The sequence below is a fragment of the Pseudomonas sp. HTZ2 genome, from assembly GCF_033173945.1.
GTDB classification, from domain to species: domain Bacteria; phylum Pseudomonadota; class Gammaproteobacteria; order Pseudomonadales; family Pseudomonadaceae; genus Aquipseudomonas; species Aquipseudomonas guariconensis.
Genome location: NZ_CP137332.1, coordinates 3,546,346 through 3,570,196 on the forward strand (window position 1 = coordinate 3,546,346; position 23,851 = coordinate 3,570,196).

At 63.1% G+C, this 23,851-nt stretch carries 21 protein-coding genes; 17 read left to right on the plus strand and 4 right to left on the minus strand.

Going from position 1 to position 23,851, the window contains the following annotated elements:
• The first annotated feature begins 6 nt into the window (after nucleotides 1–6).
• Nucleotides 7–798, plus strand: a complete 792-nt coding sequence (locus R6G97_RS16420; RefSeq protein ID WP_043208519.1) for a CpsD/CapB family tyrosine-protein kinase — start codon at nucleotides 7–9, stop codon at nucleotides 796–798.
• Nucleotides 799–827: 29 nt separating this feature from the next.
• Here the strand turns inward: R6G97_RS16420 and galE are convergent, their stop codons facing one another.
• The 3 genes from galE to R6G97_RS16435 all read right to left on the minus strand — a co-directional run bounded on the left by galE (nucleotide 828) and on the right by R6G97_RS16435 (nucleotide 6,095).
• A complete protein-coding gene (galE, locus tag R6G97_RS16425; protein WP_317847236.1) occupies nucleotides 828–1,799 on the minus strand; it encodes a UDP-glucose 4-epimerase GalE in 972 nt (323 codons plus the stop codon).
• A 136-nt stretch (nucleotides 1,800–1,935) separates the two neighbouring features.
• Entirely contained in the window at nucleotides 1,936–4,572 is a 2,637-nt protein-coding gene (locus R6G97_RS16430) for a glycosyl hydrolase family 5 (protein WP_415627934.1), read from the minus strand.
• The gene (locus R6G97_RS16435; protein ID WP_317847237.1) at nucleotides 4,569–6,095 is read right to left on the minus strand and encodes an O-antigen ligase family protein; all 1,527 of its coding nucleotides are present in this window, start codon (nucleotides 6,093–6,095) and stop codon (nucleotides 4,569–4,571) included. The genes R6G97_RS16430 and R6G97_RS16435 overlap by 4 nt, the downstream gene beginning before the upstream one ends.
• Nucleotides 6,096–6,192: 97 nt before the next feature.
• On the opposite strand from R6G97_RS16435, the gene R6G97_RS16440 reads away from it, so the two are divergent.
• From R6G97_RS16440 to R6G97_RS16495, 12 genes are all read left to right on the plus strand, one after another.
• A complete protein-coding gene (locus tag R6G97_RS16440) occupies nucleotides 6,193–7,569 on the plus strand; it encodes an oligosaccharide flippase family protein (RefSeq protein WP_317847238.1) in 1,377 nt (458 codons plus the stop codon).
• A gap of 79 nt (nucleotides 7,570–7,648) precedes the next feature.
• Nucleotides 7,649–7,837: a twin-arginine translocation signal domain-containing protein gene (locus R6G97_RS16445; RefSeq protein WP_043208541.1), complete on the plus strand. Its 189-nt coding sequence runs from the start codon at nucleotides 7,649–7,651 to the stop codon at nucleotides 7,835–7,837.
• A 2-nt stretch (nucleotides 7,838–7,839) separates the two neighbouring features.
• Nucleotides 7,840–9,306: a GMC family oxidoreductase gene (locus R6G97_RS16450; RefSeq protein ID WP_317847239.1), complete on the plus strand. Its 1,467-nt coding sequence runs from the start codon at nucleotides 7,840–7,842 to the stop codon at nucleotides 9,304–9,306.
• A 123-nt stretch (nucleotides 9,307–9,429) separates the two neighbouring features.
• Nucleotides 9,430–10,050 (plus strand): acyltransferase, encoded by a 621-nt coding sequence (locus R6G97_RS16455; RefSeq protein ID WP_043208529.1) that lies wholly within the window; start codon nucleotides 9,430–9,432, stop codon nucleotides 10,048–10,050.
• Nucleotides 10,047–11,003: a glycosyltransferase family 2 protein gene (locus R6G97_RS16460; RefSeq protein ID WP_043208530.1), complete on the plus strand. Its 957-nt coding sequence runs from the start codon at nucleotides 10,047–10,049 to the stop codon at nucleotides 11,001–11,003. The genes R6G97_RS16455 and R6G97_RS16460 overlap by 4 nt, the downstream gene beginning before the upstream one ends.
• Before the next feature lie 8 nt (nucleotides 11,004–11,011).
• The gene (locus R6G97_RS16465) at nucleotides 11,012–11,521 is read left to right on the plus strand and encodes a serine O-acetyltransferase (RefSeq protein WP_043208531.1); all 510 of its coding nucleotides are present in this window, start codon (nucleotides 11,012–11,014) and stop codon (nucleotides 11,519–11,521) included.
• Between the two features lie 4 nt (nucleotides 11,522–11,525).
• Complete coding sequence (locus R6G97_RS16470) at nucleotides 11,526–12,503, plus strand: glycosyltransferase family 2 protein (protein WP_043208532.1); 978 nt, start codon at nucleotides 11,526–11,528, stop codon at nucleotides 12,501–12,503.
• 7 nt (nucleotides 12,504–12,510) lie between these two features.
• Nucleotides 12,511–13,479 (plus strand): DUF535 family protein, encoded by a 969-nt coding sequence (locus R6G97_RS16475; protein ID WP_090345323.1) that lies wholly within the window; start codon nucleotides 12,511–12,513, stop codon nucleotides 13,477–13,479.
• 30 nt (nucleotides 13,480–13,509) lie between these two features.
• Complete coding sequence (locus R6G97_RS16480) at nucleotides 13,510–14,712, plus strand: glycosyltransferase family 4 protein (protein ID WP_090345195.1); 1,203 nt, start codon at nucleotides 13,510–13,512, stop codon at nucleotides 14,710–14,712.
• The gene (locus R6G97_RS16485) at nucleotides 14,709–15,896 is read left to right on the plus strand and encodes a glycosyltransferase family 2 protein (RefSeq protein WP_090345197.1); all 1,188 of its coding nucleotides are present in this window, start codon (nucleotides 14,709–14,711) and stop codon (nucleotides 15,894–15,896) included. Before R6G97_RS16480 ends, R6G97_RS16485 begins: the two co-directional genes overlap by 4 nt.
• A gap of 5 nt (nucleotides 15,897–15,901) precedes the next feature.
• On the plus strand, nucleotides 15,902–16,639 hold the full coding sequence (locus tag R6G97_RS16490) for a WecB/TagA/CpsF family glycosyltransferase (RefSeq protein ID WP_253131262.1): 738 nt from the start codon (nucleotides 15,902–15,904) through the stop codon (nucleotides 16,637–16,639).
• 349 nt (nucleotides 16,640–16,988) lie between these two features.
• Complete coding sequence (locus R6G97_RS16495; protein ID WP_043214886.1) at nucleotides 16,989–18,410, plus strand: undecaprenyl-phosphate glucose phosphotransferase; 1,422 nt, start codon at nucleotides 16,989–16,991, stop codon at nucleotides 18,408–18,410.
• On the opposite strand, the gene R6G97_RS16500 is transcribed toward R6G97_RS16495, so the two are convergent.
• The gene (locus R6G97_RS16500) at nucleotides 18,407–19,531 is read right to left on the minus strand and encodes a hypothetical protein (RefSeq protein WP_317847240.1); all 1,125 of its coding nucleotides are present in this window, start codon (nucleotides 19,529–19,531) and stop codon (nucleotides 18,407–18,409) included. The two genes, R6G97_RS16495 and R6G97_RS16500, sit on opposite strands and share 4 nt — an antisense overlap.
• Nucleotides 19,532–19,854: 323 nt before the next feature.
• On the opposite strand from R6G97_RS16500, the gene ycaC reads away from it, so the two are divergent.
• The 4 genes from ycaC (at nucleotide 19,855) to R6G97_RS16520 (ending at nucleotide 23,849) form a co-directional block, all read left to right on the plus strand.
• Entirely contained in the window at nucleotides 19,855–20,475 is a 621-nt protein-coding gene (gene ycaC, locus R6G97_RS16505) for an isochorismate family cysteine hydrolase YcaC (RefSeq protein ID WP_043214892.1), read from the plus strand.
• A 74-nt stretch (nucleotides 20,476–20,549) separates the two neighbouring features.
• Nucleotides 20,550–22,703: an FUSC family protein gene (locus R6G97_RS16510; RefSeq protein WP_317847241.1), complete on the plus strand. Its 2,154-nt coding sequence runs from the start codon at nucleotides 20,550–20,552 to the stop codon at nucleotides 22,701–22,703.
• Nucleotides 22,693–22,899 carry a DUF1656 domain-containing protein gene (locus R6G97_RS16515; protein WP_043214896.1) on the plus strand — a complete coding sequence of 69 codons (207 nt, stop codon included), beginning with the start codon at nucleotides 22,693–22,695 and terminating at the stop codon, nucleotides 22,897–22,899. Before R6G97_RS16510 ends, R6G97_RS16515 begins: the two co-directional genes overlap by 11 nt.
• Before the next feature lie 2 nt (nucleotides 22,900–22,901).
• Entirely contained in the window at nucleotides 22,902–23,849 is a 948-nt protein-coding gene (locus R6G97_RS16520) for an HlyD family efflux transporter periplasmic adaptor subunit (RefSeq protein WP_439245812.1), read from the plus strand.
• Nucleotides 23,850–23,851 lie beyond the last annotated feature (2 nt).

Here is a 23,851-nt window from a genome sequence, read left to right on the forward strand (position 1 = left end):
GCTGCGATGAACAAGATCACGCCGATAGACGAAACGAAAAAGACCGGCGCATCAGCGCCTTCCTCCATCGTGCCGGTCAAGCATCCGGAAGTGCCAGGCCTGTTCGACTATGTGCGCACCAAGGTCGTGCCCTTGCGCCCGGACCATCTGGAGCGTCACCGCATCGTGGCCTACAAGAAGAACTCGGCGATCAGCTCGGCCTTCGACCTGCTGCGCACCCAGGTGCTGCAAGCCATGGAGGAGAACGGCTGGCGCACGCTGGCCATCACCTCGCCGACGCCTGAGGCGGGCAAGACGGTGCTGGCGATCAACCTGGCGATGAGTATCGCCCACCACACCACCAAGACCGCGTTGCTGGTGGATTTCGACCTGCGCAGGCCACGGGTCGGCGCCTGCCTGGGGTTGCCGATGGAGAAGTCACTCAACGACTACCTGGCCAACGAAGCTGAGTTGTGCGATGCCATGGTCAACCCGACCTTGCCACGCTTTGTGGTGTTGCCGACCCGCGAGCCCATTCCGCTGTCGACCGAATTGCTGTCCTCGCCGCTGGTGAGCAACCTGATCCACGAGTTGCGCGAGCGTTACGAGTCGCGCATCACCATCTTCGACCTGCCGCCGCTGCTGAGCTCCGATGACGCCATCACCCTGCTGCCGAAATTCGATTGCGTGTTGCTGGTGGTGGCCAATGGCATGAACAGCAAGAAGGACATCGAGGACAGCCTGTATCACCTGGGTACCAGTAACCTGATCGGGACGGTGCTGAACAAGGCCGAGGAACAGCCGCGCACCTACTACTGAACTGCTGGCCACTGGGCAAGGGCTGCCGATCAGTTCGGGGAGTACCAAGGGTACTTTTGCTCCCAATGCCAGGCATGCGAGACGATCTGCTCCAGCGCCGCGAAGGCCGGTCGCCAGCCCAGCACGGTCCTGGCCCGGCTGGCATCTGCCACCAGGCGGGGCGGGTCGCCGGCGCGGCGGGGGGCGTCGCTGGTGGCGATCTTGCGCCCGGTCACGCCGCAGGCGGTGTCGATCACTTCCTGCACCGAGAAGCCCAGCCCGTTGCCCAGGTTGAATGCCGTGCTCGCACCACCGGCGAGCAGGTAGTCCACCGCCAGTGAATGCGCCGCAGCCAGGTCTGCCACATGAATGTAGTCGCGGATACAGGTGCCATCCGGCGTGTCGTAGTCCCGGCCGTACACCGTGATCGTCTCACGCCGTCCGGAGGCCGCCTGCAGAATCAACGGCAGTAGGTGGGTCTCAGGCTCATGGCATTCACCCAGTTCGCCCTCCGGGTCCGCGCCCGCGGCGTTGAAGTAGCGCAGGCACACTGAGCGCAAGCCATAGGCGCGGTCGAAATCCTCGAGGATCTGCTCGACCATCCACTTGCTGCGTCCATAAGGATTGATCGGCTGCTTGGGATGCGCTTCGTCGATGGGCACATGCTGCGGGTCGCCGTAGACGGCGGCGGTCGAGGAGAAGATCAGGTGACGGACATTGGCGCGCACCATCGCCTGCAACAGGGTCAGGGTCGCGACGACATTGTTCTGGTAGTACTTGGAGGGTTCGACCACCGACTCGCCCACCTGGATGAACGAGGCGAAATGAAACACCGCGCTGAATTGATGCTGGGCGAACAAGGCATCCAAAGCATGGGCGTCGGCGATGTCCAGCCTGACCCAGTTCGGACGCGGCCCGCAGGCGCAATTGTCCGCCACGATGACGTCGTGCCCTGCGCAACGCAGGTGTTTGACCATGTGCGAGCCTATGTAGCCCGCGCCGCCGACAACCAAGAACTTCATCCAAGCCTCCTGGAATCTGTTTGATGTGCAAGCGCGCTCCGGAGGGGCCGGGCGGTCATCCTTAGCAAGCGGATCAGGTGGTCAGCGGGTTGGCCATCTGCATGGGCACGCCCCTGGTTTCTTGGAGCCTAGATGCCTATTTCAAGAACAGCCAATTCGTCATCTGCCTGCCGTCGAAATGGATCAGATAGCGCCCGTCCTGATAGCTGACGGGGTATTCCTGAAGCTGTCCCTGGGCGTTTCGACTGAACAGTTTCAAGCCGTCGACGGCCTGGATCGACAAGGTGCCGTCCAGCGGCTCGACACGAAACGGGGTCCGCTTGTTCGGCTGGGGCTCGGCCCGGGTGCCCAGGGAGATCAACAGGTTTCGCGACTGTTTCAGCGGTTTGCCGTCCAGGCTCTGCACCGCCACGCTCGCGCTGGCGGTCTTGAGCTTAAGCTGGATGTCACCGAGCGCGAGCGTCTTGCCGCCGAGCCAGCCGATGGCCGCCTGGGTCAGCGGTGTGTCGATGGTGTAGAGCCCTTGTTGCCAGTTGCGTCTGAGCTCGCCGGTGTCGCTGCGGGCCTCGCTGGCGTTGGCCGGCAGCAGGGACTGGTTGGGATCCTGGATAACCTTGGCGCCGGCGGGCAGTGCGCTCGCCTGCAGCCACGGCAGCGCCGGTGTCTTTGGCATGGCAATCTGCAATTTGCCTTTTTCCATGGCTGTGCGCAGCAGCACCGAATCGGCTGGCGAGATGGACTGGTTGAACAAGGTGTCCGAGGTGGGGGCGAAGACGTAGCTTTGGTCGGCTTCACGTACATCGCCGCGGCGATAGACCAGGGCAGCGGCCGGGAGTGTGGCCAGCTGGCTGGGGTCGTTGTAGGCGTGCCAGTTGCTCGCCGAACGATCCTGCTCGCGGAACGGCTCCTGGCTGTAGGCGTAGTGCATCAAAGCATCCCAGCCCTGATAGCGGGCCGTGGCGGCGACATACAGCGCCAGTGTGTAGCGATCGGCCACAGGCTGGGTGTCGCTTTGCCATTCGTTGTTCCACTCGGTCACGCTCAACGGCCGGCCCACGACCTGGGCCGCGGCGAGCCAGTTGACCAGGTTGTCGCTGGTCAGCGGGTTCTTTTCCAGCTGGCCTGCGCCGCCATAGCTGTGGACGTCGATCAGGTCGCCACTGGTCAAGGCCGGCAAGGCGCTCAGGCCATTGCGTCCCCAGGTGCTGGTGGTGACGATGGGCACCTTCACGCCCAAAGTACGCAGGTGATCGATCATCTGCTGGTCGAAGCGTTGCTCCAGGTCGTTGAGGAACAGCTTGGATGGGCCATGTTCCCAGGCGCGCCAGGTCTGCTGCTTCGCGAGCCCATGTTGCTTGGCGAAGGCTTCGGCCAATTCCATGTAGCGCTTGATGTGCTGGGTGGGTGTCTTGTCTGGAAGCAGGGCATTGCCGTAATGCCCGGTGAGGTCGTTTTCATTGGTGATCAGTACGGCGGCGATGGCCGGGTCATCCTTGTAGGCAAGGCCGGTGTAGGCGTTGACGTGCCCCAGGTACTGCTCGGCGAAGCGCTTCATCGTCTGGGCGATGGTGTCGTTGACATAGTTGTAGCCCTTGAGGTCGGCGATGGGCTGTTTGTCGCGGTCGGTCAGGCCTTCGCGCTTGGGTAATTCATCGAAGCCGCGGATCTTGTCCCTGGCCATCAGGGCGCGCTGGACGTGCAGGTCCAGCCACACGTAGATCCCTTCGTCCTTGAGGCATTTGATCCACCAGTCGATCTTTTGCAAAGACTCAGGGCTCAGGTTCTGGGTGTCCCGCACTTGGTCGTGCCGGCCGAAGATGCTCGGTGTCACCCAATACGAATCGTGGTGATGCAGGCGCACGAGGTTGAATCCCAGGGCCGACAGGCGCTTGGCCTGGGCACGGATTTCGTCGTCCGTGGTGTTGAACAGGGCATAGGCCGAGACGTTGGTGCCCCAGAAGCGCGCCGGGGTGCCATCGGCGAATTGCAACCGATCGCCCACTGCCTTGACGAAGCCACGCTTGCCGGCCGGTTTTTCTCCAGCGTTGAGGAACGACAGGTCCACCGGCGAGGTGCGCCAGTCGGTCTGGTCCAGCGGCCAGCGGCTGGTGTCGCCCAGGCCGAAGCGCTCATCGGAGGTCTGGGCCAGCTCTATGCCCTGCGAGACCGTGAGCACGCCTTTGATCTGCTGGGTGCCGGGAACGATCTGGTCTTTGTAGAAGAACGCCCGTACTTCGGCGTCGTCGATGGGCTCGATGTACACGCTCGTCAGGGGCGGATCGAAGCGCATCTCGATGTACGGTCCCTTGGCGCGGTCGCCCCAGGTCCAGCCTCGATTGCCCGGCAGCAGGCTTGGCTTGCCCATTTCAGTGAACAGGGCGCGGTCGAACTGGAACGAGATGCCGCCGCCCATCACATTGGTTTTGCGGCTGTGGGCCTGCAAGTCGAAAGCCCAGGTCAGGCTCTGCTGCGTGGTCTTGGCGATCTGGGCCTTGAGGTCGAACCCCAGTGTGGAGTTCCTGGCCTGCAGGCTGTAGGTGAAGGGGGCCTCTACCTTGAAGGCGCCGCTGTCGAAGTTCGCCCATTTCCAGTCGGCAGCGAAGAACTTGAACTTGGCCTGCATCGCCAGGTTACCGCCACGGGTCAACTGTGGCAGGCCCTGGCTTTCGTCGATACTGGCGACCCAGTCCTCGGCGTGAGTGACGGGGGGCAATGCCAGCAGCAGGGTGAGCAGCAGGGATGAAACCAGGCAGCGTCGTGTCATGCGGGTCACCGGGCGGGCAGGCCGACACCAACGATGCCGGCAGCGTGGGCGAGTTTGAACCGGCGCACCATCTGCACATAGGCAACGGCTACACCGGCGAGGGACCAGTACACCACGGGGATGAACGTGATGCTGCTGACGGTGAAGATCGTGACCAGGATGCCAAGCAGGGTGGCCAGCAAACTGCGCCCGAGTCGGCACAGGTGCTCGTCCTTGTCGGCAAACGTACGCAGTGTCTTGCGCAGGCTCAGCAGCGAGGAGGCGAAGAAGGCGACGAACAGGGCCAGGCCGACCACGCCAAAGCGCAGGGCCAAGTTCAGGTAGGTATTGACGATGTCGATGATGCCTTGGCCCTGGACCATCGACTGCATTTCCGGCGTCTTGCGAAAATCGAACGAGCCGAACCACAGGTTGCGCTCGATGACGATCAGTGAGTTGTCCAGCAGCCGCTCCCGATAGGTGATGTTGTCTTTTTCCAGCGTGCCGATGTACGGCAGCATGTCGATCACCTTCTCGCCCCCCGGCACCACGGCCAGCAACGGCAAGCAGAGCAGGCCGGCGACCGCCAGCATTCCCAGGCGCTTGACCGCGCCACGCCCGGTGGCGATGAACACCACGATGATCACGCCCGTGCCGACCCAGGGCCCGCGCGACAACGGCACGAACAGTCCGGCTGCCAGTAGCAGGGCGCCCAGGGTGCGTTGCAGTGTGCTGCGTACATAGCCTTGGACGAACAGGTACAAGCCGATGCCGACCATCATCAGGTAGCCCAGAACGATCGCCTGGCCTGTGGTGGCGCTGGCGCGCAGCGCACCGCCCCGGCTCAGGTAGCTGGTCATGTCCATGTGGATGCCCAGCACGTAGGTCAAGGCGTTGTACAACAGCCAATGGCGCGCCGACTCGAAGGTTCCGATCAGTGCTAGCAACATCGTGGCGATCACGAAGCTGAGCAAGGCGTCCTTGAAATGGCTGAGTTCCTTGAGTGCCCGGCTGGCCACGTAGTACGGCAGGAAGATATCCAGGAACAGGTACAACGTCTGGCGCAACGTGTCGGTCAGGCTGGTCTCGCGCAGGTAGAGCAGGTTCATCAGTACCAGGCTGGCGAGCAGGAAGCGGTCAGGCCAGGTGCGCCCGAACGGCAAGGTGTCCGACTCTTGGCGCAGGGCCAGGGCCGCGGGCAGCAGTACGCTCAGGCTGAGCAGGCGGATATGGTCCAGGTCGACCAGGTAGTTGATCACGCCAAAGCCAGGCACCGGTATCGCCGCCGCCGGCATCAGGAACAGCAGCATGAGGAACAGCGCCATCGGGTTGTGCTCGCGCCGTCCGGCAACCAGCAGCACCAGGACGGCAATGACGGCATACACCCAGAAGTTGCCGGACACGAACACCAGCAAGGTGAGCGCGAACCAGAGGTTGCGCCGACGCTTGAAGTCGGCTGAACGGATCAGGTCCAGCGCCGGCCGTCGTGCCATGGTGAACACCACGGTGGCCAGGAACAGGATGACGATCAATGCGCGAAGGTGTTCTGGCATAGGCGGTGATGACCTGTCCCTTTGTGATGGACGACGGCTAGCGACATGGCAGATTGAGACTATAGTGACTTTAGCCAATAGGTCAGGGAATGTAGTCATGCCGTCAGTCGACTTATCGCCGCCGACCAGCCTGCGCAAACGCGCATTGGGAGCGGGTGCGTGGAACATGGTCTCCCTGGTCGGTACGCAGGCCCTGCGCCTTGGCGGCAACCTGATCATGGCACGGCTGCTGGTGCCGGACATGTTCGGCATCATGGCCATCTCCACTACCTTGTCGGTGGTCCTGCACCTGCTGTCGGATGTCGGCCTGCGCCAGAACATCATCCAGAGCCCGCGCGGCGACGATCCGCTGTTTCTCAATACCGCCTGGACCGTGCAACTGCTGCGCGGCATCCTGCTGTTCGCCGTGACGCTGCTCATCGCCTTTGGCTCCTGGGCGACCCAGCAGATCAACCTGTGGCCAGCCGGATCCTCCTATGCCGCTCCGGAGCTGCCGTTGGTGCTGGCGGTCACCGGCATTTCCGCAGTGATCTACGGCTTGCAGTCCAACACCATCGACCTGGCCGTGCGGGCGTTCCAGCAAAAGCGCGTGGTGATTCTCGAGCTCACGGCGCAGTTCGTCGGATTGCTGGTCATGCTGGTGTTCGGCTACCTCACCCGGTCGATCTGGTCGCTGGTGGCCGCCGGGATCGTCTCCACCCTCGTCTCCACCGTGATGAGCCACTTGCTATTCGAAGGGCCACGCAGCCACTTGTGCTGGGACAAGTCTGCGCTGACCGAGCTGATCAACTATGGCCGCTGGATTCTGTTGTCCTCGATGGTGGGCGTGCTGGCGATGAACGGCGACCGCATCTGGTTCGGCGGGGTGATGTCCACTTTCGACATGGGCGTCTACTCCATCGCGGTGCTGATTCTCTCGGCCGTGCAGGTCGGCTTGCTGAAACTGGGCGGGGCGGTGGTGCTGCCGGCCTTCAGCGAGGCCACTCGCGCTGGCGACAAACCCCGGCTGCTCAAGCTGTACAACCACTTCAGGCTGTACTTCGACACCGCCTGCCTGTTCGCCTGCGGCCTGTTCCTCACGGTCAGCCCGCTGATCATCAGCTGGTTGTACGACGACCGTTACCAGGATGCGGGCCGGATCTTGGCTATTCTTTCATGGTCGTTCTTCACCTTGCGTTACAGCTTGGCCCATCAGGTGTGGCTGGCCGTGGGGCTGACCAAGTACCAGGCCATGGACAACATCATCCGGGCCGTTTCGCTTTGGGTGGGGATGCCAGTGATGCTGGCCATCGGCGGCGTGGACTACGCGATCTGGTGGGTGGCGCTGCATACCTTCCCCACGTTGATCCTGGTGTTCTACGTCAATCGCAAACTGGAGATGTTCAGCCTCAAGCGTGAGCTGATGGTCTTGCCGATCATCGCGGTCGGCGCGTTGTGTGGTGAGCTGGTGACGCGGCTTTTCAACGGGTTCTGATTCCATCGCGAATACGCTGTCTGTCGCCGTCGGAAACCTAGAATTCCAAAGTGAATTTCACGGCATGGGTCTTGGAATCATGGGAAAGCATGACTCTGTTTCCCCGCTGCTAGGACGCAGGGGCTTTCTCAAGGGATGCGCGGTATTGGGTGCAGGCGGGCTGGTCTTCGGGCTTTCCGGGACCGCCACGCGCAAAGTCACTCAGACCGGGGGCTTCGTGGTGATCAACGGATGGGTGTTGCCCGCCGAATACTTTCGCAAGGCCTGAGCATGATCAAGGATTATCAGACGCACAAAGCACTGCGTGATGACTACGACTTCTGCATCATCGGCGGGGGACCTGCGGGCATCACCCTGGCCTTGCGCCTGGCCGAAGCAGGCTGGCGCGTGGTGTTGCTCGAAGGCGGCGGACACGAGTATTCCCAGCAATCCCAGGATCTTTATCAATGCACCTCCTCCGGTCTGGAGGCGTATATCCACAATACGCGCCTGCGCTTTCTGGGCGGCACCTCCAACCATTGGGCCGGGCGCTGCCGGCCATTCGAAGCCTCGGACTTTTCTGTCCCGCCGCCGGGCGGCATTCCTGGCTGGCCCATCGCCTATGCCGAGATCGAGCGGTACCTGCCGGCCGCCATGGCCATCGTCGACCTGCCGGAAGGCGCGCACTTCCAGGCGATCAATGTCAGTCGGCTCGGTGATGACTTCGTACCTGACGAGTTCTTGCTCAGCCCGCCCACTCGGTTTGCCCAGAAGTACGCCAAGGCGCTGGAGCAGACGCCAGGGCTGGATGTGTTCATCCACTGCAATTGCGTCGACCTGGAATTCGATCACGCTGCCGATAGGGTCAAGGCTGTAGTGGTGTCCGATTACGATCTGCACCGGGAGCGGGTGATCGCCCGGCAGTTCGTACTGGCCATGGGCGCTGTGGAAAATGCCCGGCAACTGCTCAATAGCGAGTCACTGGCTGCCGCGGGCGTGGTCAAGCCCGATGGTTTTGTCGGGCGCTGTTTCATGGAGCACCTGAATGTCGACCTGGGCACGTTCATCCTCAATAGCGGAAAAGTGGACAAGCCTCGCCAGTACTTCACCACCGATGCGTTCGTGGCCGAGTATCACGCGGGCAAAGGCAACGTCTCCGCGACGGTGCTGGACGAGGTGACGAACTATGGCCGGACCGCCCAGGTCAAGGACTTCCTCGAGACCCTCAGCTGCGATATGGGAATCGCCCACAAGATCGATTTCATCGCCAAGTTCAACTGCCCCGGCGATGGCGTGCTGAGCACCATGATCGAACAGTTCCCCAACCTGCAGAGCCGCCTTTCGACATTGCAAGAAAAGGACGCGCTGGGCGTGGCCAAAGTGAACATGAACTGGGTACTGAGCGGCGATGACCGTCAGACCATCAAGTGCATCGGCGTCGAGCTGGCAAAGCGTTTCGCCGAAAGCGGGCTGGCCTTCGTCAAGTTGAACGACTTCGTCCACGACACGTCCCTGCCCCTGAAAATGTCGCCCCACGCGCACCACATGGGCACCACGCGCATGGCGGCCTCGCCCGATGCCGGGGTGGTCGACCCGGACTGCAAGGTGTTCGGCACAGACAATCTGTATATCGCTGGCAGCAGCATTTTCGCCAAGGGCGGGGCGAGCAATCCGACGATGCCGCTTCTGCAGTTCACCTTGCGGCTGGCGGACCATCTGGACGCAAAGATGAAGTCTCAGGCGGGAGAGTTCGCCTGAAGGGTGTGACAGCGCGCCTGCAACCTGTGGATGTCTGGCAGCTGCGCTGATGGGGCAGGTACCGTGCGAGGAACGTGCGGCCTGGGTTCGGTTCGACATCGATAGGTTTGCGAGGGCAACAGCATGATGGGATGGCTGAGAAAAATCGTGGCGCATTACGCCATGTCCACCGGACGTGGGGCCGGACTGTACAGGCGCCTGTGCCGCCCCAACGCTATCCAGTGGGGCGCGTACCTGTCGCGCTGGGGGCGGTTTCACTCCACCGGGACCAACGTCCAGATAAACCCGGGGTGCAATATCACCGACCCTTCCCTGGTGCGCCTGGGCAACAATTGCGGTCTGTCGGATTGCACGCTGATCGGGCACGACGGTGTGGTGGAGCTGATCGAGGTCATCTACGGCAAGAAGCTCGACTCGGTGGGTTTCATCGATGTCCGTGACAACAGCTGGGTCGCCCATGGGGCGATTGTCATGCCGCGGGTGACCATCGGGCCGAACTCCATCGTGGCCGCAGGGGCGGTGGTGACCAAGGACGTGCCGCCGGGCACGGTCGTTGGTGGCAACCCGGCCAAGGTCCTGTGCACGCTCGAAGACCTGGTCAAGCGGGTCGAGGCGCGCTGCGAGGCCTACCCGTGGATCGACCTGATCAAGAATCGGGCAGATGTCTTCGATCCACAGCTGGAGCCGAAACTGGCTGCCATGCGCGCCGAGTACTTTTACGGCACCGGGAGGCAGGAGACATGACTGAAAAGCTCGTCGATGTGCTGATCGTCAATTACAACACCGCAGGGCTGCTGCAACCGATGTTCGATGCCCTGCGCCGTGGCGAGGGCGCGGATCTGGCGAGCTACTTGGTGGTCGACAACGCCTCGGTCGATGACTCCCTGGAGCGCCTGGCGGCGGTCTGCCCCGAGGCGCTGCTGGTGGCCAATCCGAAGAACGTCGGTTTCGGCCGCGCCAACAACCAACTGGTCGAGCACCTGCAGGGCAAATACGCTTTGCTGCTCAATACCGACGCCTTCGTCGCGCACGACACCCTGGTGCGAACGGTCGAATACATGGAAGCGCATCCGCAGTGCGGCGTGCTCGGGGTGCGTCTGGTGGGGCGCGAGGGAGACCTTCAGCCCAGCTGCCGGTACTTTCCGACGCCGCTGAACATGTTTGCCGCGCGCACGGGGCTGGAGCGCTTCTTCCCTGGGCTGCAGACCATCGACGAGATGAACTGGGACCACGACTCGGTGCGTGAATGCGACTGGTTGCCAGGCTGTTTCTACCTGGTCCGACGCGAGGTCATCGAGCAGGTAGGTTTGTTCGACCCGCGCTACTTCCTCTATTACGAGGAAGTGGACCATTGCAAACGGGTCAAGCAGGCTGGCTGGAAAGTCGTGTATTACCCCTACACCACGGTGGTGCACATTGGCGGCGAAAGCTCCAAGTCAGTCACCGAGCTCGAAGCGGCCAGCCGGCAGATCTCGGTGATGCAGATCGAAAGCGAGCTGCTGTATTTTCGCAAGCACCATGGCGTGCCAGGGCTTGTGCTGCACATGCTGCTGGTGAGCCTCGGGGACACCTTGCTGGCGCTCAAGGCATTGCTCAAACGACGTGGCTGGGGGGCCGTGAAAGCCAGCTGGAAGCATGCCCGGGCGACCTGGGCGTTGCTCTTCGACACGCGCTTTGCAAGCCAGCCGACACGCTAGGGGGCCGTATGTTCGAGAACGTTCGCGCGGACCTGCGGGCCCATGGAGGCGACTGGGCGGCACAGGGCTTCTGGGTGATGCTGGTCTACCGTTTCGGGCGCTGGCGCTACGGGGTGCGTCCGGCGTTGCTGCGCAAGCTGCTGTCGTTCATCTACAAGGTGCTGTTCAAGCTGGTGCAGATCCTCACCGGCATCGAACTGCCCTGCGAGGTGGAGCTGGGGCGCAACTTCGTCATCGATCATTTTGGCGGCATCGTGGTCAGCGGCTATGCCCGCTTCGGCGATGACTGCCGCATTCGCAATGGCGTGGTGGTGGGCTTGAAGAACGTGCAGGAGCCCATCGCGCCGGTATTCGGCAACAACGTCGATATCGGCACCGGGGCCAAGGTGCTGGGCAATATCCGCATCGGCAACAACGTGATCATCGGGGCCAACGCGGTGGTGTTGACCGATGTGCCCGACGATTCGCTGGCTGTCGGTGTGCCCGCGGTCATCAAGCCCCGACGCAGTGGCGGATGAATCCATGATGACCGGCATCGGTGTGGTGGTGATCGGGCGCAACGAGGGCTCGCGGCTGGAGCGCTGCCTGGCGTCGCTGGCCGGTGCGGCGGATCAGGTGGTGTATGTCGACTCAGGCTCCACCGACGGGTCTGTGCAGATGGCGCAGGCGCGGGGTATCGAGGTGCTGGCCCTGGACATGACGCAGCCCTTCACTGCCGCGCGTGCGCGCAACGAAGGCTTTGCCTGTTTGCATCGCTTGATGCCTTCGGTGCGTTACGTGCAGTTCGTCGATGGCGATTGCGAAGTGGTCGCCGGCTGGCTGCCCGCGGCGCAGGCCTTTCTCGACCAGCACCCTGAGGTCGCCGTGGTCTGTGGTCGGCGCCGCGAGCGATACCCCACACGTTCGATCTACAACCAATTGTGCGACCTGGAGTGGGACACCCCGGTCGGCCAGGCCAAGGCCTGTGGCGGCGATGCGCTCATGCGCGCCGATGCCTTCGTCCAAGTGAATGGCTACCGCGCTGACTTGATCGCCGGCGAGGAGCCGGAGTTGTGCGTGCGCCTGCGCGCCCAGGGCTGGAAGGTCTGGCGTCTGGACGCCGAAATGACCCTGCACGACGCGGCCATGACCCGCTTCAGCCAATGGTGGCGGCGCAGCCTGCGCGGCGGCTATGCCTTTGCCGAAGGCGCGTTCCTGCATGGCGCGGCACCCGAGCGCCATTGGCTGCGTGAGTCGCGCCGAGCCTGGGTGTGGGGGCTGGGGATTCCCTTGGCGACCCTGCTGGCCTGCACGTTGTTCGGTTGGGGCGGGCTGTTGCTGTTGCTCGTCTACCCGCTGCAGGTGCTTCGGCTGATGCGCCGGGGGCGCGGGTCGTTGCAGCAGAACGGGTTGCAGGCGGGGTTTCTAGTGTTGGGCAAGTTTCCCGAAATGTGTGGGCAGGTGAAGTTCTTGCTGAAAAGGTTCGGTGTCGGCAAATCCGTGTTGATCGAATACAAGTGAGATGTCCATGACATATCGGTCACTGGTCAAAAGCGTGTTCACCTTGCACCCCGGTTACTCGCTGCGGGCGCTGCACAACAAGCTCCGTCTGGTACGGCACATGGCGCGGGAATGGTCCGGCCTCAATGCGTTCCAGCGGCGTCTGTCGCTTGCCTTGGGCGACAGTGGCCGGGAGCGGCTGGGCATCGATTGCATCGGCCTGGTCCAGTGGCCGTACATCAGCAAGGACTGGCCGGCGTCGATGCGCTTCGATGCGCTGGCCTCGCACTACGAAGTGGTCAGCAGCCGGTGCCCGAGCCTGCTGCTGCTGGGGCGCGAAGAGCGGCTGCTGCTCGATGACCTGTCGCGCTATTCACCGGCATGCTCTTTGGTGCTTGATCGGGCGTTCTGGTTCATGCGCGAAGGGGAGTTGGTGCTGAACCTGTTCCAACATGATCTGCGGGTCGCGTCGCTGGCCTTCAGCCTGGGCCTGGAGGACGGCGAGCTGTGCGTGTTCATCGGCGCAGTGCAGGGCATTCACAAAGGCATCGACAGCGAAACGTCACTGTCGATCTATCGGACGCTGACCAAGGATTTCGAAGGGCTGCGCCCGCGCAGCCTGTTGATCGAGGTGCTCCGCCACCTGGCCACGCGCCTGGGCGTCACGCGGCTCTACGCCGTGGGAGATAGCTACCGGCATCATCGCCATGCCTACTTCGGTGCGCAAAAGGCCCAGGAGTTGCCGACCAACTACGATGTCATCTGGCAAGAGCACGGTGCGCTGCCTTCGCAGCGCCAGGACTTCTACGTCATGCCGATCGACGAGGCCCGGCGCAGCCTGGACGACGTCGCGCCCAAGAAGCGCGCGATGTACCGCCGCCGTCATGACCTGCTGGACGATGTATTCGCCCAGGTGGACGCCACGTTGCGTTTGCAAGGTAAACAATCGGTGAGCGTGAAGGAGGCAGGCTACCCTGAGTCAGGAGTGCACCCATAATCAATCGAACACGCATTCAGTCGGGTCCCTATGCGCATTACGTATTTCGTCAATCAGTACCCGAAGGTCAGCCATAGCTTCATACGCCGTGAAATCCTGGCGCTGGAGCGTCAGGGCTTCATCATCCAGCGCATGGCCTTGCGGGGTTGGGATGCGCAATTGCTGGATGCCGACGACATGGCCGAGCGGGATCAGACCCAGTACGTCCTGCAAGGTGGCCTCAGAGGGCTGATCAAGCCCTTGCTACAGGTGCTGCGGGCCGACCCGCGACGGTTTTTTACCGCATTCTGGCTGGCCTTGCGCCTGGGCTGGCGCGCCGACCGGCCATTGCCTTACCACGTGGTCTACCTGGCTGAAGCCTGCTGGGTGCTGCAGCGATTGCGGGCATTTGGCAGCGAGCATGTGCATGCGCACTTTGGCACCAACTCCACCGAAGTGGTGATGCTGGCCAATGCCCTTGGCGGGCCGGCGTACAGCTTTACCGTGCACGGGCCGGAAGAGTTCGACAAACCCCAGTTTCTCCACTTGGGCGAGAAGGTCCGGCGCGCCGCGTTCGTCGCGGCGATCAGCTCCTACGGGCGCAGTCAGTTGTTCCGTTGGGTCGCCCATGGGCATTGGGCCAAGGTGAAGGTGGTGCATTGCGGCCTGGAGCGGATGTTCCACGACGTGCCGGCAGTACCGGCTCCGGCGGTACCACGGCTGGTGTGCGTGGGGCGGCTGTGCGAACAGAAAGGGCAACTGCTGTTGCTCGAGGCGGCGCGGCGCCTGGCCGAGCGCGGTGTGGCCTGCGAATTGGTGCTGGCGGGCGATGGCGAGATGCGGGCGGATATCGAGGCGCTGATCGCCCGGCACGGCCTGCAGGCCCAGGTGCGCATCACCGGCTGGATCAGCAGCGCGCAGGTGCGTGCCGAGATCCTGGCGGCGCGCGCCCTGGTGCTGCCGAGTTTCGCTGAGGGTCTGCCGGTGGTGATCATGGAGGCCATGGCCCTGCGCCGACCTGTCTTAACGACCTATGTGGCGGGCATCCCCGAGCTGGTCCGCCAGGGTGAGAACGGCTGGTTGTTCAGCGCCGGGGCCGTGGAGGAACTGGCGCAGGCCATGGCCGACTGCCTGGCGCAACCGGTGGAGGTGCTTCAGCGTATGGGGGAGGCGGCGTATGCGCGGGTGCTTGAGCGCCATGACATCGACACCGAGGCCGGTAAGCTGGCCGCACTGTTCAGGGCTCCGGCATGACAGGGCTCGCGGCGGCTATACTGGGCGCGCTGGCGTTGCTCGTGCTGTTGCCGACGCTGGTGTTGTTCATCGAGGTGCTGATGGCCTGCCTGCCGGCACGGCTGCCGCCTGCGGCCCGCGTGCCGCGTCCGCGTTTGGCGGTGCTGGTGCCGGCCCATGATGAGGCCTCGATCATCATCGCCACGCTGGACAGCATCCGTGCGCAGCTGTGCGAGGGTGATCGACTGCTGGTGGTGGCGGACAACTGCACCGATGACACCGCAGCGCTTGCGCGGGCAGCAGGTGCCGAGGTGGTCGAGCGCTTCGATGCACAGGCGCGGGGCAAGGGTTATGCGCTGGACTTTGGAGTGCGCTACCTGGGTTTCGACCCACCGCCGGTGATCGTCGTGGTCGATGCCGATTGCCAGCTGGGCGAGGGCGCGCTCACGCGCCTTGCTACCTGCTGCATCGACAGCGGGCGTCCGGTTCAGGCGTTGTACCTGATGCAGGCGCCTGAGGGCGCAGGACTCAAGACCCGCGTGGCCGAGTTCGCCTGGCGCGTGAAGAACCTGGTGCGTCCACGCGGCTGGGCGCGGCTGGGCCTGCCTTGTCAGTTGATGGGCGCTGGCATGGCGTTCACCTGGCGTGACCTGGCCTCGCTGGAGCTTGCCAGTGGCCATTTGGTCGAGGACCTGAAGATGGGCCTGGACCTGTGCCGCATCGGCAAGGCGCCGTTGTTCTGTCCCGATGCCAGGGTCACCAGCTGGTTTCCCGTCAGCAACGAAGGGCTGGGGGCGCAACGCCGACGTTGGGAGCACGGGCACCTGGGCGTCTTGCTCAAGGATGCGCCACGGTTGTTGATCGAAAGCCTCGCCCGTCGCAATGGTGCGTTGTTGGCCCTGGCGCTGGACCTGATGGTGCCACCGCTGGCCTTGCTGGTGTTGGCCTTGGCCGGGGTTTTCTGCCTTTCGTGGTTGGCCTGGTTGCTGCTGGATGTCAGCACCGCGCCGTGGCTGGCGAGCTGCGCAGTGGTATTGCTGGGCATCGCCGTCCTGCTGGCCTGGTACCGGTTCTGCCGAGGGCTGATCGCATTTTCAGTGCTGCTCTACGCGCCGCTCTACGCGGCGAAGAAAATCCCTATCTACCTGGGGTTCCTGGTCAAACGCCAGGTGGACTGGGTGCGCTCCAAACGGGATGGCAACTGATGCCTATGTCGATCTGGCAAGGCCACTGGAGCACCATCGTCGACAAGCTGCGGGTGGTCGAAGACGCAGAGGATGAGCAGCGCTTGCTGGCCCAGTTATCCACACCTGGGGCGCGGCGGGTGCTGGGTTTCGTCAACGCCCATGCCATGAACTTGGTGACCCGCGACCGCGCTTACCTCCAGGCGCTGGCTTCGGCGGACGTGCTGTTGCGCGACGGTTCGGGCATGGCGATCCTGTTGCGCCGGCTGGGGTTGGCGCCTGGCTTGAACATGAACGGCACCGACTTCATTCCCAAGTTGCTGATGGCCTTCAGCGGGCGGCGTGTGGCGTTCTGGGGCACCGAAGCGCCTTATCTGGAAAACGCAGCGCGCAGCAGCGAAGCCCGCTTCGGGGTTCAGGTGACGTCTGTTCACCATGGTTTCGATCAGATCGATACCTACCTGGCCCTGGCGCACCGGCAGCGGCCGGAGCTGATCGTACTGGGCATGGGCATGCCCAAGCAGGAGGCGGTCGCTGCCCGGCTGGCGCAAAGCGGCGCGCCCTGCGTGGTGGTGTGCGGCGGGGCGATCCTGGATTTTCTCGGCGACAAGGTGACGCGTGCGCCTCGGTGGATGCGGCGCCTGGGCTGCGAGTGGTTGTTCCGACTGCTGCGTGAGCCCAGGCGGCTGTTCAGCCGGTATGTGCTCGGCAATCCATTGTTCCTCTGGCGCACGTTGAGCTATGCGCGAGCGCGTGGTCACTGACAGGGAGTGGTGTCTGCTTCGCGGGTAAACCTGCGAAGGGGGCGACGCGCCTCTGCAACGGCCCAAAAGGGTAAATCCCCGGCGCGGTTCCAAAGTACTGCTACAGTGATATCAAACGCACCCATGTGCCGAGGACCCTCGGCAAACGGGTCGCACTATCGCCCTGGGGAGCAGTCCGCGCATTAGCGTGTGATTCAGGTGATCGATAGTCACGGGGACGATCTCCTACGTCATTGACCAGGCGGCACTCGCTGAGTGCGCGTCGGGTCTTTGTCTTTTCAGGATGAATGCGGTTGTTCTTGGCTTGGTAGGAAAGCGTGTGGTTTCTCGGCATCAGTGAGGACGAGCAATGGTTTTCGAACCCAGAAGTAACCGTTCCCTACTCCAGCGCAGACGCAGCATCAGCAACGCCATCCAGGCCGGGCTTGACGGCATCGCGGTGACCGGAGTCGCCTGGTACCTGATCTACCTGCACGTCGGTTACATCACCCCCGACTACGTCATCATGCTGCTGTTGCTGATCGGCGCCCTGGCGGTGGTCTATGACCACTACGCCATCTACCGCAGCAACGTGGGCCTGTCGATCAAGGCGTTCAAGCTGTTCAAGGCCTGGACGGTGACGTTCTGCTTTCTCGTGGCCATGGCTTTTCTCACCAAACAGAGCGAGCAGTATTCGCGCCTGCTGGTGGGCGAGCTGTTCGTCATCGGCTATTTCATCCAGTTGCTGCTGCATTTTCTGGTACGTGAAATCCAGGTGAAATTCCTGACGCTGCCCTACAGCCAGGAGAACGCCTTGATCATCGGCTCCGGTGAACTGGCGACCTTCCTGCATAAGAAGATCAGCAACAACCCCTGGCTGGGCGAGAAGATCGTCGGCTGCGTGCACATCGGTGAGACGGAGCTGCAAGTAGGGGCGCAGGAGGGAGAGGGTGGCCCGGTGATCCTGGGCGATATTTCCCAGCTGGATGACATCGTGGTACGTCATGGCATCAAGACCGTCTACCTGGTCACGCCGCTGGAAGGCTCGCAACTGATCCGCGATGTGTACCTGCGGCTGCTGGACAAGTGCGTTTCGGTCAACTGGATTCCCGACATCTTCTCGCTGCGGCTGATCAACCATAGCGTGCGCGAAATTGCCGGTATCCCTGTGCTCACGCTTTCCGAAACGCCACTCACCGGCACCAGCCTGTTCCTCAAGAACCTCGAAGACAAACTGCTGGCCGCATTGATTGTGCTGTGTGCCGCACCGGTCCTGCTCATCATCGCTGTGGCCATCAAGCTCGACAGCCCGGGGCCAGTGTTCTTCCGCCAGGAGCGCATGGGCTGGAGCGGCGAGACCTTCCGCATCTGGAAATTCAGAAGCATGTTCGTGCACCAGCCCGAAACCGGGGTGCTCCAACAGGCGCAGAAGAACGACCCGCGCATGACCCGGGTCGGGGCGTTCATTCGCCGCACCAGCCTCGACGAGTTACCGCAGCTGTTCAATGTATTGATGGGCGAGATGTCCCTGGTGGGGCCACGTCCGCACGCCATCCAGCACGACACTCAGTATTCCAGGGACATCGCCGACTATTTCGCGCGCAACAACATCAAGCCCGGCATGACAGGGTTGGCGCAGGTGCGCGGTTACCGGGGAGAGACCAAGGATCTGGGACAGATGATCCAGCGGGTCGACTCGGACATCGAATACATCAACAACTGGTCGGTGTGGCTGGATTTCATCATTCTCGTGCGCACGCTTTCGGCGTTCACCGGCAAGCAGGCGTACTAGCGCGTCAGACGTGTCTGGATTATCGGCATCGGGTTCAGGTGCGCGTAGCGGCTGCGCAAGGTCTCGATCAAGGACGGGCTTGGTACCTGGGAGCAATGCAAGTACACCTTGGACAACCCGCCAAAGCCCATTTCCCGGTAGCGGCTGGCGATCTCTTCATCGCTCGGCCCTTCGGGCACACCCAGGTGCAAGGTCAGCCGGCCATCCTCCACCGCGAACAGCGGCGTACTCCAGAGGAACCATTCCGAGCCGGTGCGGGGGAGCCTGACAAAGAAGTGGGCATGGTTGCCTAAGGTATCGACGTCGCCGCCGCGGCGTCTTTTCCATTCCAGCAGCCCATCGTCGGGGCGGGCCAGGCAGCAGCCAATGTCGTAGTAGTCGAAGCCGTTTTCCAGCGCCCACTCCAACGCCATGAAGGTGGTAATCGAGTTGACCTCGCGCAGCTGCTTGGCATCGGCGAAAACCGACTCGGGGTAGCCGAAGCGAATGGTGCTCCAGTAGCGCTTACCGGCACGGGTGATGACGCAGCCCAGGTGGCAGGCCACCACTTCATCGTCGCGCAGGATCAGGTCCAGCCGGCCTGCGGACTTGGCGAGCCTGAAAACCTCGGCAGTGGCAATCTGCGAGGCGGACGCCCCATGGCGAGCCTTGGCGTAGGGTTGCAGCATCGTCGTGTCGGCATGGGCGATCTCTTCGTCGGTGACTGCCGGGCGCATGTGATAGCGCGGCCGGTGCTTGCGCAGGCTGCGCCGCAACTCACTGTTGTAGGTGGCGACGATGCTGTCCAGAGAGCGCCCCAATGGCACCACGGCGCTCAAAAAATGCGGCACCTGCAGGGCTCCGGGCACCGGCACTTCGCTGGCCAGTACCACGGCATCGCTGGTCGCGCTGGCCGGCGTGGTCGCCCCCATCAGTAACTTGGCCAGGTCGCGGTGGGCTTTGCGGCCCAAGTAAACCACCTCGTGGCTGCTCTGTTGGTCGGGCTTGAAGCGGCTGCGCTCCCAGCGCCACAGGCAGGCGCGGCTGGCCAGGTCCTTGAGCCTGGCGGACGTGGCCCTGATTTCGAAGCGGACCGACGGCGAAATGCACTGCCTGGCCAGTAGGGCGAGCTGTTCTTTCATCGCGGTGCTGACGCTCCTTCAAGGGGCATGTGCATACCTAGAACGAGTAAAGATGTGAAACGGCCAGCTCGCAAGGCAGGGCCACAGTGTTCACCCAATGGAACGCTGAGGTCTGATTTGAGTATCTAGCGACTGTCCACTCGTCGGACTAACGTTGTGTCTATTGTTTTTTCAGAAGGGGCGCCGACCGCCGAATCGAGCCGACTGACGGTCGCTTGGCATGGCCGGTGTTGCCTACGCTGATAGTCCCGCACATGAATTGCGGGCAGGCGGCAACTGGATTGCGTACGTCTAAAAATCCCACCGAAGAAAGGAGCATTACCATGGCTTTCCAATACAAGCGTCTGGACAAGAACGACGCCGCTGTCTTGCTGGTCGATCACCAGACGGGTCTGCTCTCCCTGGTGCGTGATATCGAACCGGACCGCTTCAAGAACAACGTGCTGGCCCTCTCGGACTTGGCCAAGTACTTCAAGCTGCCGACCATCCTCACCACAAGCTTCGAAAACGGCCCCAATGGCCCGCTGGTGCCTGAGCTCAAGGCGCAGTTCCCAGATGCGCCCTATATCGCCCGCCCCGGCAACATCAACGCCTGGGACAACGAAGACTTCGTCAAGGCGGTGAAGGCCACCGGTAAGAAGCAACTGATCATCGCCGGTGTGGTGACCGAGGTGTGCGTGGCCTTCCCGGCGCTGTCGGCCCTGGAAGAGGGCTTCGATGTGTTCGTGGTCACCGATGCCTCCGGGACCTTCAACGAACTGACCCGTGATTCTGCCTGGCGCCGCATGGAGGCGGCCGGTGCGCAGTTGATGACCTGGTTCGGCGTGGCCTGTGAGCTGCACCGCGACTGGCGCAACGACATCGAAGGCCTGGGCACACTGTTCTCCAACCACATCCCGGACTACCGTAACTTGATGACCAGCTTCAGCACGCTGACGAAGTAATCCGGCGTGGGAGCTTTGCCTTAGGGGCTCATGCGCCTGGGGCAGGGTTCCCCGTCCGTATCCAGAGGTACCGGATGGGTCCACTGATCGGCTATTTCAAACTGGCCCTCAATCCCGGGCGTGGGGTGTTGCTCTTCACCTTACGCACCATCGTCGCAGGCCTGCTGTGTCTGTATCTGGCGTTCATCTTCGATCTGGAACAGCCCAAGTGGGCGCTGATGACCGTGATCATCATCAGCCTGCCCTTGGCCGGCATGACCCTCAAGCGCAGCTTCGCGCAGGTGATCGGCACGGCGGCGGGCGCGGCGGTGGCGGTGGTGCTGATGGCGCTGTTCCCCCAGGCACCGATGCCCTTCATCGTTTGCCTGGCCTTGTGGCTGGCGTTCTGCACGGCAGGGGGCACGCTGCTGCGCTATACCGACGCCCATGCCTTCGTCCTCAGTGGTTTCACTGCCGTGGTGGTGGCGATGCTGGCGGTGCCCGAACCGGACGGCATCCTGCTGCTGGCCATCACGCGCCTGACCGAAACCCTGCTGGCAGTGGCCTGTGTAGCCGTGGTCAGCCTGCTGACAGCGCGTCCGCAGGCGGTCGCTCAAGGTTACTTCGCCCAGGTCGACAGCCTGGTCAAGCTGATCGCTCGGCATGCCGCCGAGGTCATCAGGACCGAGGAAGACGAAGCCGCTTTCAACCAGCGCCAAGCCCAGCTGATCGCCCAGGTCAGCGCGCTGGAAGGCCTGCGCCGACATCTTTATTTCGATGCCCCGCACCTGCGCAACGCCGATGGCCTGGTGCAACTGCTGGCCAACCAGCTGGTGCTGCTGGTGTCGCGCCTACTGGTGTTGCGACAGCAACGTGAGCTGATCAAGCAGCACTGGCAAGGGCCGCTGCCGGTCGACATCCAACTGTTGCGCAACGATGAGCTGGACAGCCTCGATGCCCTGGCCAATGAGGGTGTGGCCTTATCGGCGCAGCGTCGCCAGGCCATACACCGCCTGAACCAGCGCTTCGAGCAGGCCGCCGACCGTGCGGAATTTCTCAGCGAACCATTGCCACCGCGTCTGCGTTCACTGGCGTGGGCCCTGCGTTGGGAGCAGGCGCGTCTGTTGCAACAACTGAACGAGCTGATCGAGCTGAACGAGGCGATCCAGCAGGGCAGGGCTGCCAGCTGCCCCCATGCCCAAGGGCGGGTCAGTGCCCTGCACCTGGATTTTCGCCTGGCCGGCATGAACGCCGCGCGGGCCTTCCTGGCGTTGTTCCTGGCAGGGTGGCTGTGGATCGAGACCGCTTGGGACGGCGCCCGCTCTGGAGTGATCCTGATCGGCGTCATGTGCTCGCTGATGGCCACTTTGCCTCGACCGCTGCTGGCCAGTCAGAACTACAACCGCGGATTGCTGGTGGCGCTGGTACTCTCAGCGGTCTATCAGTTCGGCCTGCTGCCGATCTTCACCGATTTCGAAATGCTCGCCCTGTGCCTGACACCCTTGCTCTATCTGGCCGCCGTCGGTCTGGCCAACCCCATGACCGCCGGGATCGGCATGGGCATCGGCCTGGTGGGCCTGCTGATGATCGGCCCGCAGAACGTCGGGGCTTACCACAACAGCGCCATCCAATGGTTCGAGTTCGCCGGGGCCTACCTGGCCGGGGGGCTGCTGGCGATGGTGGTGTTTGCCCTGGTCTTCCCGTTCAACCCGCAAAGGCGCATGGCCCGCCTGTTTCGCCTGAGCCGGGAAGATGTGTACCAACACGTGACTGCCCCCTCCAGCCTGGTGCGCCAGTTCGATTTCGAGAGCCGCATGCTCGACCGGCTCTCGGCCATGATCGGCCTGCTGCCGGCCACCAGCGATGCGCGTTCGCGGGAGCTGTTCGAGTGCAATCTGGTGTGCCCGGCATTGGCTATCGTCCTGGCCAAGGCACAGGCCCAGTGCGTCACCAGCGAGACCTTGCCGGAAGGCGTAAAGGCGCGATTGCGCCTAGGGTTGCAAGAGATGGCGGACTTCATCGGTGCGCGTCGTCAGGTGGACCTGGACGCACTGCTGCACGAGCTCGAAGCGCTTGGCGAAACCCTGGACGCCTTGCATCAGGCGCATTTCGAGGCGGGCCGGGAGGCGCTGCGTCAGTTGTTCATCCTGCGGGTCGCCTTGGCGATCGCCGGCCAGTTGCTCCAGCGCTACCGCCAGGTACTGGCGCCGACCACGCAGCCTGAAGAGGAGGGCGCCTATGCCCATTGATTTCGAGTTCGGCGGTGTCTACCTGCCGCCGATCGCCCAGGCGTTGTTGCTGGGCTTGCCGTTGTTTCTGCTTGCCGACGCCTTGCTGCGTCGAGTTGGGGTGCTGGCGTTGGTGTGGCATCCCGCCTTGTTCCAGGGTGCTCTGTATGCCGCGATCTGCGCGGCCCTGGTGTTATCGATGGGAGTGAGTGTCTAACAATGCCTGCCTTGCAACCTGTATTTTCCAAGGCACTGACCTTGGCCGTGCTGGCCCTTGCCCTGGTGCTGGGCTGGTTTGCCTGGGACTACTACACCCGTGCGCCCTGGACCCGCGACGCCCGGGTGAGGGCGGACGTGGTGACCCTGTCGGCCGAGGTGGCCGGTCGCATCATCGAACTGCCGATCCATGACAACCAGTTCGTCAAGCAAGGCGAGCTGCTGCTGCAGATCGACCCCGCCCGTTATGAGCTTGCGGTACTGCATGCCGAGCGCGCGGTCGAGGTCGCTCGCGCCGCACTGGGGCAGTCCAAGGCATCGATCGTCGCCAACGAAGCCCTGCTCAAGCAACGGCGCAGCGAAGAGCAACGCCGGCGTAGGCTTCAGTCCTTGTCGGCGATTTCCGCGGAAGAGTGGGAGAAGTCCGGCACGGACGTGGCCGTGGCCCAGGCCGATCTTCTACGCGAGCAGTCCAACCTGGGGTTGGCCCAGGCCAACGTGCAGCTCGCCGAGGCCACATTGAAGCAGGCCCGCCTGGACCTGGAGCGCACACGGGTCACCGCGCCGGTCAGCGGCTATGTAACCAACCTGTTGACCCGCCAGGGGGATTTCGCCCAATCCGGCACGCCGCTGTTGGCGCTGGTCGACAGCAGCTCGTTCCACGTCAGTGGCTATTTCGAAGAAACCAAGCTGCCGAAGATCAAGGTGGGCAGCCATGCGCGCATCGCCTTGATGAGCGGCGAGGTGCTGGAGGGCACGGTGGAAAGCATCGCCTACGCCATCACCGATCGCGAGAACCAGCCGGGCAACCGCCTGCTGGCCAACGTCAATCCGAGCTATACCTGGGTCAAGCTTGCCCAGCGGATCCCGGTGCGCCTGCGTCTGGAGCGCAGCGCCGACGCACCGCCGCTGCGCGCTGGGACCACGGCGACGGTCACCATCGTGGATTGAGT

Coding starts and splice junctions, on each gene's coding strand:
- R6G97_RS16460 (WP_043208530.1), top strand. CDS start 10,047: ATGACTGAAAAGCTCGTCGATGTGCTGATCGTCAATTACAACACCGCA.
- R6G97_RS16520 (WP_439245812.1), top strand. CDS start 22,902: ATGCCTGCCTTGCAACCTGTATTTTCCAAGGCACTGACCTTGGCCGTG.
- R6G97_RS16495 (WP_043214886.1), top strand. CDS start 16,989: ATGGTTTTCGAACCCAGAAGTAACCGTTCCCTACTCCAGCGCAGACGC.
- R6G97_RS16450 (WP_317847239.1), top strand. CDS start 7,840: ATGATCAAGGATTATCAGACGCACAAAGCACTGCGTGATGACTACGAC.
- R6G97_RS16480 (WP_090345195.1), top strand. CDS start 13,510: ATGCGCATTACGTATTTCGTCAATCAGTACCCGAAGGTCAGCCATAGC.
- R6G97_RS16440 (WP_317847238.1), top strand. CDS start 6,193: ATGCCGTCAGTCGACTTATCGCCGCCGACCAGCCTGCGCAAACGCGCA.
- R6G97_RS16485 (WP_090345197.1), top strand. CDS start 14,709: ATGACAGGGCTCGCGGCGGCTATACTGGGCGCGCTGGCGTTGCTCGTG.
- R6G97_RS16470 (WP_043208532.1), top strand. CDS start 11,526: ATGATGACCGGCATCGGTGTGGTGGTGATCGGGCGCAACGAGGGCTCG.
- ycaC (WP_043214892.1), top strand. CDS start 19,855: ATGGCTTTCCAATACAAGCGTCTGGACAAGAACGACGCCGCTGTCTTG.
- R6G97_RS16500 (WP_317847240.1), bottom strand. CDS start 19,531: ATGAAAGAACAGCTCGCCCTACTGGCCAGGCAGTGCATTTCGCCGTCG.
- R6G97_RS16515 (WP_043214896.1), top strand. CDS start 22,693: ATGCCCATTGATTTCGAGTTCGGCGGTGTCTACCTGCCGCCGATCGCC.
- R6G97_RS16490 (WP_253131262.1), top strand. CDS start 15,902: ATGTCGATCTGGCAAGGCCACTGGAGCACCATCGTCGACAAGCTGCGG.
- galE (WP_317847236.1), bottom strand. CDS start 1,799: ATGAAGTTCTTGGTTGTCGGCGGCGCGGGCTACATAGGCTCGCACATG.
- R6G97_RS16420 (WP_043208519.1), top strand. CDS start 7: ATGAACAAGATCACGCCGATAGACGAAACGAAAAAGACCGGCGCATCA.
- R6G97_RS16435 (WP_317847237.1), bottom strand. CDS start 6,095: ATGCCAGAACACCTTCGCGCATTGATCGTCATCCTGTTCCTGGCCACC.
- R6G97_RS16445 (WP_043208541.1), top strand. CDS start 7,649: ATGGGAAAGCATGACTCTGTTTCCCCGCTGCTAGGACGCAGGGGCTTT.
- R6G97_RS16465 (WP_043208531.1), top strand. CDS start 11,012: ATGTTCGAGAACGTTCGCGCGGACCTGCGGGCCCATGGAGGCGACTGG.
- R6G97_RS16475 (WP_090345323.1), top strand. CDS start 12,511: ATGACATATCGGTCACTGGTCAAAAGCGTGTTCACCTTGCACCCCGGT.
- R6G97_RS16455 (WP_043208529.1), top strand. CDS start 9,430: ATGATGGGATGGCTGAGAAAAATCGTGGCGCATTACGCCATGTCCACC.
- R6G97_RS16510 (WP_317847241.1), top strand. CDS start 20,550: ATGGGTCCACTGATCGGCTATTTCAAACTGGCCCTCAATCCCGGGCGT.